This window comes from Scytonema sp. PRP1 (genome assembly GCF_036697665.2).
Classification (GTDB): domain Bacteria; phylum Cyanobacteriota; class Cyanobacteriia; order Cyanobacteriales; family Nostocaceae; genus Kalymmatonema; species Kalymmatonema gypsitolerans.
The window spans coordinates 26,584-40,004 of record NZ_JBAHYJ020000067.1 but is presented as its reverse complement, the minus strand read 5'-3'; the positions used below and the strand labels follow the sequence as shown (position 1 = coordinate 40,004).

General features: G+C 42.6%; 10 protein-coding genes and 1 pseudogene. 1 reads left to right on the top strand and 10 read right to left on the bottom strand.

What is annotated here, in order from left to right; genetic code table 11:
* Positions 1-326 precede the first annotated feature (326 nt).
* From V5G28_RS13615 to plsX, 7 genes and pseudogenes are all read right to left on the bottom strand, one after another.
* A pseudogene (locus tag V5G28_RS13615) lies at positions 327-1,417 on the bottom strand (ISAs1 family transposase).
* Between the two features lie 245 nt (positions 1,418-1,662).
* A complete protein-coding gene (locus V5G28_RS13610; protein WP_096561107.1) occupies positions 1,663-1,965 on the bottom strand; it encodes a DUF2288 domain-containing protein in 303 nt (100 codons plus the stop codon).
* Between the two features lie 92 nt (positions 1,966-2,057).
* Positions 2,058-3,098, bottom strand: a complete 1,041-nt coding sequence (locus V5G28_RS13605) for an AI-2E family transporter (RefSeq protein WP_096561108.1) — start codon at positions 3,096-3,098, stop codon at positions 2,058-2,060.
* Between the two features lie 284 nt (positions 3,099-3,382).
* Entirely contained in the window at positions 3,383-4,021 is a 639-nt protein-coding gene (locus V5G28_RS13600; protein ID WP_336230558.1) for a lysophospholipid acyltransferase family protein, read from the bottom strand.
* 149 nt (positions 4,022-4,170) lie between these two features.
* The gene (gene fabD / locus V5G28_RS13595) at positions 4,171-5,049 is read right to left on the bottom strand and encodes an ACP S-malonyltransferase (protein ID WP_332988588.1); all 879 of its coding nucleotides are present in this window, start codon (positions 5,047-5,049) and stop codon (positions 4,171-4,173) included.
* A gap of 245 nt (positions 5,050-5,294) precedes the next feature.
* The gene (locus V5G28_RS13590; RefSeq protein WP_332988586.1) at positions 5,295-6,287 is read right to left on the bottom strand and encodes a beta-ketoacyl-ACP synthase 3; all 993 of its coding nucleotides are present in this window, start codon (positions 6,285-6,287) and stop codon (positions 5,295-5,297) included.
* A 120-nt stretch (positions 6,288-6,407) separates the two neighbouring features.
* Positions 6,408-7,433 carry a phosphate acyltransferase PlsX gene (gene plsX / locus V5G28_RS13585; protein ID WP_096561112.1) on the bottom strand — a complete coding sequence of 342 codons (1,026 nt, stop codon included), beginning with the start codon at positions 7,431-7,433 and terminating at the stop codon, positions 6,408-6,410.
* Positions 7,434-8,353: 920 nt separating this feature from the next.
* Here plsX and V5G28_RS13580 point away from each other — a divergent pair.
* Entirely contained in the window at positions 8,354-9,676 is a 1,323-nt protein-coding gene (locus V5G28_RS13580; RefSeq protein WP_332988583.1) for a D-alanyl-D-alanine carboxypeptidase, read from the top strand.
* A 55-nt stretch (positions 9,677-9,731) separates the two neighbouring features.
* Here V5G28_RS13580 and lptC read toward each other — a convergent pair whose 3' ends face one another.
* The 3 genes from lptC to metG form a co-directional block, all read right to left on the bottom strand.
* Positions 9,732-10,943 (bottom strand): LPS export ABC transporter periplasmic protein LptC, encoded by a 1,212-nt coding sequence (lptC, locus tag V5G28_RS13575; RefSeq protein WP_332988582.1) that lies wholly within the window; start codon positions 10,941-10,943, stop codon positions 9,732-9,734.
* On the bottom strand, positions 10,943-11,572 hold the full coding sequence (locus V5G28_RS13570; RefSeq protein ID WP_096561115.1) for a LabA-like NYN domain-containing protein: 630 nt from the start codon (positions 11,570-11,572) through the stop codon (positions 10,943-10,945). The genes lptC and V5G28_RS13570 overlap by 1 nt, the downstream gene beginning before the upstream one ends.
* A gap of 151 nt (positions 11,573-11,723) precedes the next feature.
* Complete coding sequence (gene metG, locus V5G28_RS13565) at positions 11,724-13,325, bottom strand: methionine--tRNA ligase (protein WP_332988581.1); 1,602 nt, start codon at positions 13,323-13,325, stop codon at positions 11,724-11,726.
* Positions 13,326-13,421: the final 96 nt, after the last annotated feature.

Here is a 13,421-nt window from a genome sequence, read left to right as displayed (position 1 = left end):
AGGAATGTTACTTTGCTTCAAAGGCAAAGCTACAGCAGAATTCAGAATTCAGGAGTCAGAATTCAGAAGTAAAACAGGCTTTATACCTAACTTTGAGACTTAGTTGGTGTATAGCAGGGGACGCTTGGACTGGGGACGCTTGGACTGGGGACTGGGTGAAAAGTCTTTTTGTGTCTAGGTTTTATCATCTGTTGATGTCCTAACTACCTTGGCTGTTGCTATACTTCGCCAAGTTGAAATTTGGTGTCTTTTCAATCAATACGGTTCAGTTAGTGGTGTTTAGTTTTGTTAAGATCCCCCAACCCCCTTAAAAAGGCAGGGCTGTTTCATTCCACAAGGCAAAAGAGTTTGTCAATATCGTTGGATATAAATCGGTGAGCTTCTGTGATGGAAGAATAACCATTTCGGCGCAGAATATTAAGTGCGATCGTTCGCATCACGGATAGATTTGCAGGAGCATTACCCATACGTATGGTCGAACGGTCTTCATCAAAAATTACATCTTTAACCCAATGAAGACAATTTTCAATTCGCCAATGTCCACGAATGCCGTGGGCAAAATCAACTGCCGAGTTGACCAGACTGCTTATGTAGTAAGCAACCTGATGATATGGTTTTCCTGCACGAGTACCAATTCTTTCAACTTTAATCAACGACTTCAAACCAATCCATTCGGTACTGATACCCGTTAAATCTTTGAAAACTTGTACAGTACGTGTTGTGAATCGGTTTCGAGTTTGTTCGGTTGCGATATATTGACTTGTTGGTCTGGTATGAGTCGTATTATGTTGAATCTGGCGATATAAGTTTCGCTGATTCGCCTTGACAGCGATCGCGTAGTCATTGCCATGATCGATAATTAGCTTGCAAGTTTTTTTTGGCAATGTAGGGCATCTAGGCTTAAAACAATACCTTCGATATCCAATGCTGCAATCAAATTTTGAACTGTTGTAATTTCGCTACCTTGCTTATTTTCCAATTTGTCCAGCCTGACAACAAGCCCTTTTTTCCCAGCAAATACAGACACGATACTTACAAAATTTTGATACTCACTTTTGTAGTCTTCCACCGTTCCTTTGATACTTTTACCATCAATTCCACACCAATCAGATGTATCCAAATAAACGTAGTTTTTTGCCCACTGATTGAACATTGCGGCAACTATGTCAAAATCGACTCCCATCAGTATTCGTCGTATTGTTGAGTATGAAGGTACACCATGTCTTTGTATCCTAAATGTCTCAATTAATACGCAACGATGCCGTTTTACAAAGTCTCCCCATGCACGGTATCCTACATATCCGCTCATCGTTCCCATAATTACAAACAGCAACACGAGCCACAGTGGATGCCTTTGCCCGTCTTTGGTTCTAAAGTCTTTAACCTGCCGCAGTTGCTCAATCAGATTAGCACTCATTATTCTCATCCCCTCGACGCTTGTCATTTTACATCTTTTAGGGAATGAAACAGCCCTGCCTTAAAAAGGGGGCTTAGTTCCCTCCTTTTTAAGGAGGGCTAGGGAGGATCAATCCTTAACTGAACTGTATTGTCTTTTCAATAGATTATTTGGTTTTTTCAAAGGTTCTCATGAATTAAAAAACTCTATAAAGAAACCCGGTTTTAAGAAACTGGGTTTCTTTGTTGCCATCATTCTATATTTTGTTAAGCAGCAGCTTTTTCTTGTACAAGTACATAAGGCTGGATAATCAGAGTGTTAAACCGCTTTGCATGCTGAGTGTTCCACTCTCCCACTTGTGCCGTTGAGGGTTTGGTAATCAGTGCCTCATCTATCCATGTTTGCACTTTCAAGGTATTATCGCTAGCGATCGCCACCCCTACATCAACTAAATCCAGTTCTACTGCCACTAAAATCACGGCATCTCGTTGTACATGGGGAATTAACCATTCCCACTCCGCCTCATCCAGATTTTCTGTTAATTGCACTCTTAAATCTGTATTACTCATCAGTCATAAGTCAGTAGTCATTACTTACTATTTTAAACAAACTTAATATAAACCAATACGGTTCGGATAAGACTTCTCCCCTCCAACCCTCCTTACTCAATTTCTGATTTCATTTCATCAATTTCAAACAAAGAAACAATTACCCCAGCAATAGGAATAGAAATAAAAATTCCTAATAAGCCTGCGACTCTAGCCCCAACAAGCAAAGCAAAGAATACAACAACAGGATTAAGATTGAGAGCACCTTGCATAATCCGAGGTGAAATCAAGTTGTCTTGTATTTGTTGAAGTATGATACAAGCTACCAAAACTTTTAGCCCCATCCAAACGCTTTGTGATAACACAATTAGAGTAATGAGACCAACTCCTAAAGTGGCTCCTATCCCGGGAATTATGTCAAGAATTCCAACTAAAACTGATAATATCAATGCAAAAGGTACTTTGAGTACCAAGAAAACAATGAAAGTCGAAGAAGTCAGAAACAAGGTTAATATCAATTGACCCTGAAAAAAACCTAAAAAGATGCGCTTAGTTATTTTTGTAAATCGATTTCGTCGTCGTTCTGGTACTATTTTTATAACAAAATGCCAAAGCTTTTCGCCATCTAGTAACATAAAAAAAGCAACGACTGCAATCAAGATAAAAGTCGCAAAGTTAGTGAGAAAGCTTTGAAAAATATTTAAACTGTTAACAAGTAGGGATATAGCTTGATTTCGCAATTGCTCTTCGAGCGCACTTAAATCTATTTGTAAATTACGGTTACGAAAAATTTCCTCTACTCGCTCTATAAACGGTATTAAAGAATTTAAAAATGCAGTAACACTGTCAATTAATTGTTGTCCCTGAGATAACACTGTTAACCCTACAGTAATTGTCAGACCACCAAGAATGACAATGCTTAACAAAAAAACTACGACAACCGCTATACCATGAGGCAAAAAACGCCGTAACCATTGTACGGGATAGCTCAACAAAAAAGCTAGAATAGTAGCAAATGTGAAAATAACGATAACTGATTGAAAGTAATCTAGAAGTAGTACAATTGCCCAGCCAGAAGCAACTAAAAGCAAAAAACGAACTAACGCCAGATTATTCAGGCGATTCCAGAAATTGTTGGCATCCAAACCGCTCATATACTGTTTAGGAAGTATGCTTTAAAAAGAGCCTAATTATGATTAATTGCGTCCAGCAGCGTGGAACAAGCATAAGTTTGAACTTAAGATTTTAGATTAGGGGTTTGTGGTCTTTTTCCCCGGTGGTGGACGTAAAAAATCTACTGATTTTCAGATAATTATTAGCAATTATCTAAGCCCATTAGCGATTTAACATCTAAAATCCAAAATCGCATGGTTTTAAATTGACACAAAATGAGCGGCTCTTGCCACTTCCTTTAAGCATATTTTCCGGCTTTTCCAAATTATCTTCCCAAATCGTGGAGCGCGTTAATCACTGCTGCACACTTTTGCGTGACCGCCTCCAATTCGTGTTTATCAGTGGAACTGGGAGCATCAATCAAATCGCCAATTCGCACTGTTACTGGAACTGGACGAGGAGTTATCGAACCTTTTTGCTCGATCGCCTGGGTTCCCCACAAACACACGGGCAAAATTGGGGCTTTTGCTTTAGCTGCGAGCAGCGCTGCACCCCGTTTAGGGTCTGTAATGCGTCCATCTGGCGTGCGAGTCCCTTGCAAAAAAATACCTACAGCCCATCCATCATCAAGGTACTTCAATGCCGCACGGATAGCAGTGCGATCGCTACTACCCCGATTTACCGGATAAGCACCGTACAACTGAATTGCTTTACTGAAAATCGGGATTTTAAACAGTTCTTCCTTTGCCATATATGCCACTGGACGGCGTACGGAATTAGAAACAATGGGTGGGTCATAGTTACTCGCATGATTGCTGACTATAACCAGTGGTCCGGTTTTAGGGACATTTTCGGCACCATAGATCATTCCTTGAAAGTAATTGTGGAACATGGGACTGACCACCGACCACTTCAAGGCGTGGTAGAGTAACAGACTGGCAAACGGTTCGCGGCTTTGAGACATAGGGGATAGGGGATAGGGGATGGGGATAGGGGATAGGGGATAGTGGATATTGGTCAACAACTATCAACTAACAAATGTACAGACGCACTGAATGAAAGCGTCTCTACAACTAACAACTACCAACTACCAGCTATCAACGCTCCAACTAACTAAATTGCCAAATCAGCTAAACTGCGGATATTTTCTAAAATTAAGTCAGGGCAAGTACGTTTCATTAAACCAGTTAGCACGTTACCAGGACCAATTTCTACCACTCGCTCGATGCTAATTTCTGGTAGTGCTAGTGAAGTTTCTCGCCACCTCACTCCCCCAGTCATCTGTTGTATCAAGCGCTGTTTCAAAACAGTCGCATCAACAGTGGGAACTGGTTCTATGTTTGATAATACTGGTACAAAAGCTTGTTGGAATTTGACAGATTCTAAAATATTTTGGAATTCAGCAGCAGCAGCAGCCATTAAGGGTGAGTGAAATGCTCCAGAAACATTCAAGGGCTTAGCACGCTTTGCCTTGACTTGGGACATCACGGCTTCTACTGCTGGGGGTGTACCTGATATGACCACTTGAGCTGGACTGTTATCGTTTGCCAGCACCACGTCGGGAGTTTCGGCAATCACTTTTTCCAACTGTTCGCGATCAAAATTCATTAAAGCCGCCATCATCCCGCCAACTGCGGCGTTGTCCATAAGTTCGGCACGACGTTTCACCAAGCGCAACCCAGCTGACCACTCGAACACGCCAGCCACGTACAGAGCGACGTATTCTCCTAAACTGTGACCTGCAACTAAATTTGGTTGTTCTTTTTCTCGTAAAATATCAGCAAGAATGCTTTCTACAACGTATAAACAAGGCTGTGTATACAGAGTGTGCGATAACTTTTCGGCATTCTGACAGATTTCAATCACAGACCAGCCTAATATGTCCTCGGCTTTGGCAAATTTGTCTTTCGCGGATGGGACATCTAATAAGTCTATTCCCATTCCCTGGGACTGCGAACCTTGTCCAGGAAACACCCATGCAGTTTTAGTCATTGGTCAACCCCTTCGGGGAATTCAAAATTCAAAATTCAAAATTCACGCATTGAAGACCCCACGGATAAATCCGGGGGCTTGAATAATTAGCTTGTGCATTTTTTCTTCTCCATGAATAAATTCAGGGGCTCGTATCCTTTTCTTTTTCGGTCATTAGTTTTGAGAAGTGGGGATCAGCTACTAGAAAATAACGATTGGGTATGAAAAAACCTAGTTCCCAATCGCCAGTTAAGAGTCGCCAATCCCTATCTTCCCCATTGGAAGATTGCTGCACCCCAAGTCAGTCCAGCACCAAAACCAGAGGTGGCAATGATGTCACCCGGTTTGATTTTGTCTTGCCGCACTGCTTCATCTAAGGCAAGGGGAATCGACGCGGCAGAGGTGTTGCCGTAGTTGGCAAGATTACTAATAACTTTTTGTTCTGGAATGTTCAGGCGCTCTCGCACAGCGTCGAGAATACGCTGATTTGCTTGATGCAAGAGTAGCCAATCTATTTGGTCAACACTTAGGTTAGCGCGGAACAAAGCTTTGTCAATAACTTCTGGCACTTTCTGTACAGCAAAGCGGTACACTTCTTTGCCGTTCATAGTGATGGCTTGGAAGTTGCCTTTACCAACGTTGACGCCTTGGGTAAGTTCTTTGGGTTCAGGTGTGTAGGCAAGGTTAAGGCAGTTGTTCTGAGTTCCGTCGCTTCTGAGTTCAAATCCCAGCAAGCAATCTTTCTCATTCGCCTGTATAACGACAGCCCCAGCACCATCACCGAACAATACACAAGTACCTCGGTCTTGCCAATCTACCCAACGAGACAGGATATCGGCTCCAATCAGGAGTACGTTCTGATAAACGCCAGTCCTGATATATTGGGCAGCTGTAACCAGTCCAAACACAAAGCCAGAGCAGGCTGCTGTTAAGTCAAAGGCTACCGCTTTGGTGGCTCCTAATTGAGCCTGGATTTTACAAGCAGTGCCAAACAAGTCATCAGGAGTAGAGGTTGCTAGTAGAATCAAATCCAAGTCTTGTGGGTTGATTCCAGCCGCCGCTATCGCCTGCCGACTAGCAGTAGTGGCAAGCTCAGCTAAGGTTTCACTTGAAGAAGCCAACCGCCGTTGACGAATTCCTGTTCTTGTGGTAATCCAATCATCTGATGTTTCAACCAGTTCTGTGAGTGACTGGTTATCCAGGAAAGTTGCTGGTACTGCTGACCCACTTCCTGTCATTGCTATTCCTAAATTTTGCACTCTGGCATCTCCAAAGCTATCAGCATAGTTGTCCTTAGTCCTTAGTCCTTAGTCTTTAGTCCTTAGTCTGGAGTTATTCCAATTGACTAATGACAAATGACTAATGACTAGTGACTGCTGCTAACCACTCTCGTGCTGAATGCTTTGATATTGTGACTGAATTCTGTCCAGCACTTGGTTATCTACAGCTTCTTTTGCCATGCGAATTGCATTAAAAATTGAAGGTGCTTGAGAGCTCCCGTGGCTGATAATGCAAATTCCGTCAACGCCTAAAAGTAAAGCACCTCCATGTTCTGCATGGTCCATACGCTGCTTAATTCGCTTCAGGTTTGGTTTTAAAATTGCTGTACCAATTTGACCGTGCAATCCTTGGGGTAACTCTTCTCGCACAATCTGCAGCATGACTTCCCCGACCGCTTCGGCAAATTTTAACAACACGTTGCCCATAAACCCATCACAGACAATCACATCAAAGTGACCGGAAAGGACATCACGCCCTTCAGCATTGCCAATAAAAGTAATTCGGGAATTTTCACGCAGCAGTTGGTGAGCACGAACAGCTGCGTCATTGCCTTTGCTGTCTTCTTCACCGATATTCAACAAACCTACTAATGGTTTTGGAATACCCAGGACATACTGACTGTAAACCGACCCCATAACCGCAAACTGCTCTAAAAATTTAGGACGGCAGTCTACGTTTGCGCCGACATCAAGTATTAGCACTGGCTTACTCGCTACCATCGTGGGAAATACCGCACCAATTGCTGGACGGTCAATTCCTGATAGTCGTCCCAACCGGAGCAAAGCTGCTGCCATTGCTGCCCCAGAGTGACCAGCAGAAACCACAGCATCTGCCTGCTTTTGTTTTACCAGATCCATTGCTACGTTGATTGAAGCCTTCGGTTTGCGTCTGATGCCGCTTAAAGGCTCCTCATCCATTGCGATCGCATCCTGGGCAGGAACGATCTCCACCTGCGCCATATTTATTTTTGGCGGCAGTTTGCTTTCTATTTGTTGGGGATCGCCCACCAATAATACTTTCACACCCAATTCTTCTCGTGCCCGCAGTGCGCCAGCAACGATTTCACTGGGTGCATGATCCCCTCCCATTGCGTCAATTGCTATCCGTACGCAAGTCGATCCCATTGCTCAGAGCTTCTAGAAACCTTACAAATTTTACCAGATGCCTCCGCTGAAAGTCGTAGATGTTCTGATGAAGGCAAAAAAATCAAGTATAAAGTGTGAAACATGAAGTATAAAGTTTTCGTCCTTTATCCTTTGTCCTTTACCCTTTCTTTCATCCTTTCAAACAGAGGCTCTGCCAAGCCCAACATAGCATGAATTCCCTGTATAACTGAGGAGTAAAATCACGGCACGGAAGATAAAATTTAGTAGCTTTCAGGTGATATAGCATTTTTTGGTACAAAAAGCACATGGCTGCTTAAAATCAAAAAAATAGCCTGATTGAAGTCCTTATCTCAGGAAGATGTTGGATAGACAAAACGCTCGTTAATTCAAGGCTGAAGTGAGAAGGATGAAATAAACGCAAAAGAGTGTATTCTCCTACAAGACAGCTTGCCGTCTTGGTAAGAGCAAGTCCGAAAAGGCAGAAAAATGAAGTAAGAAGTATAAAATTTTCATTTTTCATCCTGCTGCTTCATTCTTTGTTCCCTCCTTTCATATCATCCATTCTTTTTGGAACTCTACGTTCCTTCTCTTAATACAGTAGAATCACTCTTCCCCTAAAGTTTCTCTTTGTACTTTCACCGGAAGAACCTCAGTGTATCTTTGAGGAGAAAATGTAGATTGGAATCTAGGCAACAACAGACTACAAGCCCGGAAATAGATACCCTGACATTAAGTATTAGATGAACTAACAGTGTGAGATGAAAAGCCCTATTTTCAGATATTTTGAAGTGAAAGTTATGCTTTCTACAAAAACTTTATTATGCGCCCCACTTTCACAAGGCAAAATCACCAGTTATCATGACTCAATGCTTAGCGGCATGAAACACTTACATAATAATACAGTAAATAAAGTAGCACATTCTACAGAGGAATGAAGCATGCTGGAATTGTTTGGTTCAGGTTTAATTTCTTTTTGGCTCGAAATGGCTGGGGTACAAGTTAAGCCGATAAATCCTTTGGATCTATTGGCTTGGCAAGGTAGCCCTGGCTTGGTTGTTACCGCAGATCCAAATCCAGCTGGGGCTACTACAGTGCTGGAATATCTCAAGGGGCTGCAAACATTGAAATTAGTGGCAGCAAATCAAACCGAGAGCCAGGGAATTTGGATACAATCAGGACCTATGCTCATGGGTAATCACCAGGGTACGGTTCCTCTGCCGGCTGCTTCGTTAACCAAAATAGCCACCTCACTGGTTGCTTTAAACAATTTTGGACCAGATCACCAATTTCAAACTTTGGTGAGTGCGACAGGACCATTGCAAAATGGGGTCTTACAAGGCGATTTGGTGATTACTGGTGGCGGCGATCCGTTGTTTGTCTGGGAGGAAGCGATCGCCCTTGGTAATAGTCTCAACAAAATGGGTATTAAGCGGATCACAGGAAATTTGGTCATTACTGGCAATTTTGCGATGAATTTCCAACGTAATCCACTGCTAGCAGGTCAGTTGCTCAAACAAGCATTGAATTCTGGCACTTGGCCTCGTGGAGTCGCTTTCCAGCACTCGCTGATGCCAAAAGGAACTCCCAAGCCTCAAGTTGTCATTGCTTCTGGAGTGAAAGTAGAAGATCAAGCAAATCCCCAATCTACCTTGCTGCTGCGTCACTACTCGCTCCCCTTGAAGCAAATCATCAAGGAGATGAACGTTTTCAGCAACAATGAAATGGCTCAAATGCTGGCAGAGGCAGTAGGGGGAGCGCCGATAGTACAATCAACAGCAGCAGCGCTTGCAAGGGTACCGCAATCAGAAATTCAGTTAATCAACGGTTCAGGACTAGGACAGGAAAATCGCATTTCCCCCAGAGCAGCTTGTGCTATGTTAATGGCAATTCAACACGAAGCACTCACTCATCAGTTGAGTTTGGCTGACTTATTTCCCGTCTCAGGATTCGACAATCGGGGAACAATGCATTCCAGACACCTACCTATTGCCACTGTCATGAAAACTGGAACTCTGCGCGATGTCAGTGCTTTGGCTGGTGTGATGCCCACACGCGATCGCGGTTTGGTCTGGTTTGCTATTATTAACCGTGGTACGAATGTTTCAGCTTTCCGTACAGGGCAAGACCAATTCTTACAACGTCTTTCGCAACGACTACAAGTTGCTTCAAGTGTCCCTGCTACCCTTGCTCCCCACATAAGCGTCAACACATTACCCCAATTAGGGGCAGCCAATCGTAATGAGATGTTATATGGTGGTTAGTCATGTGTCCTTTGTCCTTTGTCCTTGGTTTTGACAAATGACAAACGACAAATGACTATTGCCTTTTCCCTTCTTGGGGAATAATCTCTGTCACCACTTTATTGCCAGAACTACCACCAGTGACGACAATAGTTTCTGCTTGTAGATTACCAGAGGCTTTTTCACCCGTAAAAGCGAATGCAGGATCTACTTGGCGGTAAAGCACATTGCCTTGAGCCTCAACCAATTGATTGTCAAGATACCAAGTTAGGGTATTAGACTTGAGAGACTGGCGACGCTGGCCAACACCGTAAACGTTACCTGTTAAATAAACAGTTTTTTGTGGTATCTTCATTTCACCTTGATTAGCAGTCACGAGCAAATTTTCAGCGCGATGGAATACCCGCACAGGAGAATTTGTGGTGACTGTTTCTGTGTTTAGATTCCAAGTCATAGAATTACTAGCAACTTGCACTGGTGGGTCTAGTAATTCTATCTGGGCATTTTTCTTAACTGTAGCAATCTTTGTTTTCAAGTTGACTTCAGCAGCGTCTCCTCGACCTCGATTAGTAATTTGGTTATTTTTATAGTGATCCATTTGCACAGGGCGATCGCCGATCAATTTTTCCTCTTTGATTTGCCAAATCAAATGCTCTGTTCGCATTTGTAATTGCGGATCCAAGGAGTTTGCCACCACTCCTCCAGAAAATTCTACGCGTTCAGAACGGGTTGTCACTCGTGCTTCTTGGGCGATCGCTTGTAATTGTTTGTGGGTTCCGTTAAGCTGGTTGCGAACAATCAGCAAATCTTCTTTAGGTCGCCATTCCAATTCATTACCCTGCAACACAACACCATTGCGAGGGTCTGTAGCAATTATCTTTCCTTTGAGAAAAAGTTGCTTACCATCTTGTGCTATGTCTGCCGTTTGAGCTTGTACTTGATAAACAACTTTGCCATCTTGGTAAAGTTCCCCATATGGAGTTTCCGCTTCACCAATTTGTTTTTCTTTGGTGTATTTCGCCTTTTTTGCTCTGACTTTCCATACAGGTCGTCCAACTTCATCTGCTTGCTCTAAGGTGACATCAGAGAAAGTCAAATTGCTTTCTTTTTCTGGTGGTGATGGAGTCTCAGAAGGTGGTTTGGTCGCTACCGGAGATTGGCTTCCGCCACAAGCAACGAGTCCTATGACCAGGAAAGAAGATAGAAGAGGGAATAAAGAAGAAAGAACAAGAAAAATTTTTCTGTCTTCACTCTTCGTTCTTCTTGTTTTGCTTTTTTGCTGCAGCATTACTCTTGGATTTCTAGATGACCATCACTTTCCCTAGGGTCTTCCAAAAAACCCATACTGGATAATGGTCGATAAGGATAGCTTTGGCGAGGGGTTTTTTGAATATCGTCTTTTATCGCTTCTAAATCAATATAGCGATCGCTAACATTGATCAAACTGTCGCTCGTCATTGAGCGCAAGCTCACCACTTCTACCCTTACACCACGATAGCTCACAGAATTGACTGCATAAGCCAGATCTCCATCCCCACTTACTAACACTGCTGTATCATAGGAATCTACTAAAGCCATCATATCGACGGCAATTTCTACATCTAAGTTGGCTTTTTTGGAGCCATCGGGCAACTGTACCAAATCCTTAGCAATGACTCGATATCCATTGCGCCGCATCCACAACAGAAAACCCTGCTGTTTTTCATTTGTGCGGTCTACTCCAGTGTAAAAGAAGGCTCGCAGCAGTCTAGAGCCTGCTGTTAATCTACAGAGCAGCTTTGTGTAATCAATTTCAATTCCTAGTTGCAGCGCTGCATAAAATAAATTTGAGCCATCAATAAATATGGCAACACGACCCCGATTTTCTAAAACTTGCTCTGGCGTAAATATCGAGTCGTTTTCCAGATTATTCAACATTGTTGTCATACCTCTTTTATCAAATGTAATAATTGATACTTAATTGTCTACTTTTAGATGCAAGGTTAGAGCCGCTTATGATAATCTTTCAGGACAAATAAATTTAGTCCCGATAAATCCAGACAAAATCAGTAATTGAAATTTGAAACAACTAATTGTTTTTAGGAGGTTCTATTCGCTTAAAGATTGGTCGAGGTTCACCTAGCTGTTGTTGATTGGTTAGTACCCCCCATGTGCCATGAATGGCAAAAGGAGCGGCTATGGCAGTTTTTATTTGTTCATTAAAATTTATTCCGTAGCCCAATTGCTGGTAAATATCGCTACTAATATCCGGAATCAGTGGAGACAGGAGATACGCTGCTTGTCTCACTGATTCAAGAACTGCATACAGCACTTGTTCTACCGCTTGTTGCTGTCCTTGTTTATACAATGACCAAGGAGCTTGGTCATCAATAAATTTATTGCTGGCTTGCACCAGTGAGAGGATAGCCTCGCAAGCTTGATTGAAAGCTAGCGTTTTATAAGCATTTTCCACCTGTTCCCCAAGATGTAAACCAATGGCTTTCAACGGATTGTCAATAGGAATATCTTCATTTGTGATTGGCGGCACATTTCCAGCACAGTATTTCTTCACCATGTTTAGAGTGCGATTTAACAAATTACCTAAATCATTTGCCAAATCTGCATTCAGAACATTAATGAATCTACTTTCATTAAAGTCTCCATCCTTGCCAAATTCGATTTCCTTAAGAAAGTAATAACGAACAGCATCACTACCATAGCGCTCGACCAAAGCTACGGGATCAAGGGTATTACCCAGAGTTTTGCCCATTTTCTGACCATCTTTGGTCAAAAACCCATGCACAAAAACTCGCCTTGGCAATGGCAAACCAGCTGACATTAACATTGCGGGCCAGGAAATTGTGTGGAAGCGCAGGATATCCTTACCAATAAGGTGCAGGTTTATCGGCCACCATTTAGATAAGGCATTTTCTAACGTTGGTTCTTCGTCCGGTTCTAACAATGCGGTGACATAACCTAAAAGCGCATCGAACCAAACATAAAGGGTGTGCTTGGGATCAGTTGGTACTGGAAAACCCCAATCTAGATTCACCCGCGAAATAGAAAAGTCCTGCAACCCTTGATTGACAAAGTTGAGGACTTCATTCCGACGACTCTGTGGTTGGATAAAATCCGGTTGAAACTCGTAAAGTGCTTGCAGTTTCTCTTGATATTTAGATAAACGGAAGAAGTAATTCTGCTCGTCTCGCCACTCAACTTCTTTATTTGGGTGGAGAGGACAGCGGTGTCCTTCTAACAGTTCTCTTTCTTCTTTGAATTCTTCACAGGAGACGCAGTACCAGCCTTGTTGTTGTCCCAAGTAGATGTCCCCTGCTTTGCACAGTCTCTGGAAGAATTCTTTGACGATCGCCTCATGACGAGGAGCGGTCGTCCGACTAAAGCGATCATATTGAATGTTTAACAACTGCCACAAAGAAACAAAACTAGGCACAATGTCATCGCAATATTCTTGTGGCGATCGCCCTTTACTCTCGGCTGTCCGCTGAATTTTTTGCCCATGCTCATCTGTCCCCGTAATCAGTAGAACCTTATGCCCTAAAAGTCTGTGAAATCGCGCCACCACATCCGCTGCCATCGTTGTATAAGCACTGCCGATGTGGGGTAAGTCGTTTACATAATATAGCGGTGTTGTGAGTGCAAATGTCTTTTCTGTTTTATTCACTTGATTCATGGAGAATAAAAAACGACTTGTAAAAAATGTTTTCTATCTTACTTTTTTGGTAAAACCACGTCATTATATAACATAAATTTTATATTTTCAAGTTAT

What these genes read in the sequence shown, in the direction of transcription:
- metG (WP_332988581.1), bottom strand. Translation starts at nt 13,325, where the DNA reads ATGAATCAAGTGAATAAAACAGAAAAGACATTTGCACTCACAACACCG.
- V5G28_RS13610 (WP_096561107.1), bottom strand. Translation starts at nt 1,965, where the DNA reads ATGAGTAATACAGATTTAAGAGTGCAATTAACAGAAAATCTGGATGAG.
- plsX (WP_096561112.1), bottom strand. Translation starts at nt 7,433, where the DNA reads ATGGGATCGACTTGCGTACGGATAGCAATTGACGCAATGGGAGGGGAT.
- V5G28_RS13600 (WP_336230558.1), bottom strand. Translation starts at nt 4,021, where the DNA reads ATGTCTCAAAGCCGCGAACCGTTTGCCAGTCTGTTACTCTACCACGCC.
- V5G28_RS13580 (WP_332988583.1), top strand. Translation starts at nt 8,354, where the DNA reads ATGCTGGAATTGTTTGGTTCAGGTTTAATTTCTTTTTGGCTCGAAATG.
- V5G28_RS13570 (WP_096561115.1), bottom strand. Translation starts at nt 11,572, where the DNA reads ATGTTGAATAATCTGGAAAACGACTCGATATTTACGCCAGAGCAAGTT.
- lptC (WP_332988582.1), bottom strand. Translation starts at nt 10,943, where the DNA reads ATGCTGCAGCAAAAAAGCAAAACAAGAAGAACGAAGAGTGAAGACAGA.
- V5G28_RS13605 (WP_096561108.1), bottom strand. Translation starts at nt 3,098, where the DNA reads ATGAGCGGTTTGGATGCCAACAATTTCTGGAATCGCCTGAATAATCTG.
- fabD (WP_332988588.1), bottom strand. Translation starts at nt 5,049, where the DNA reads ATGACTAAAACTGCATGGGTGTTTCCTGGACAAGGTTCGCAGTCCCAG.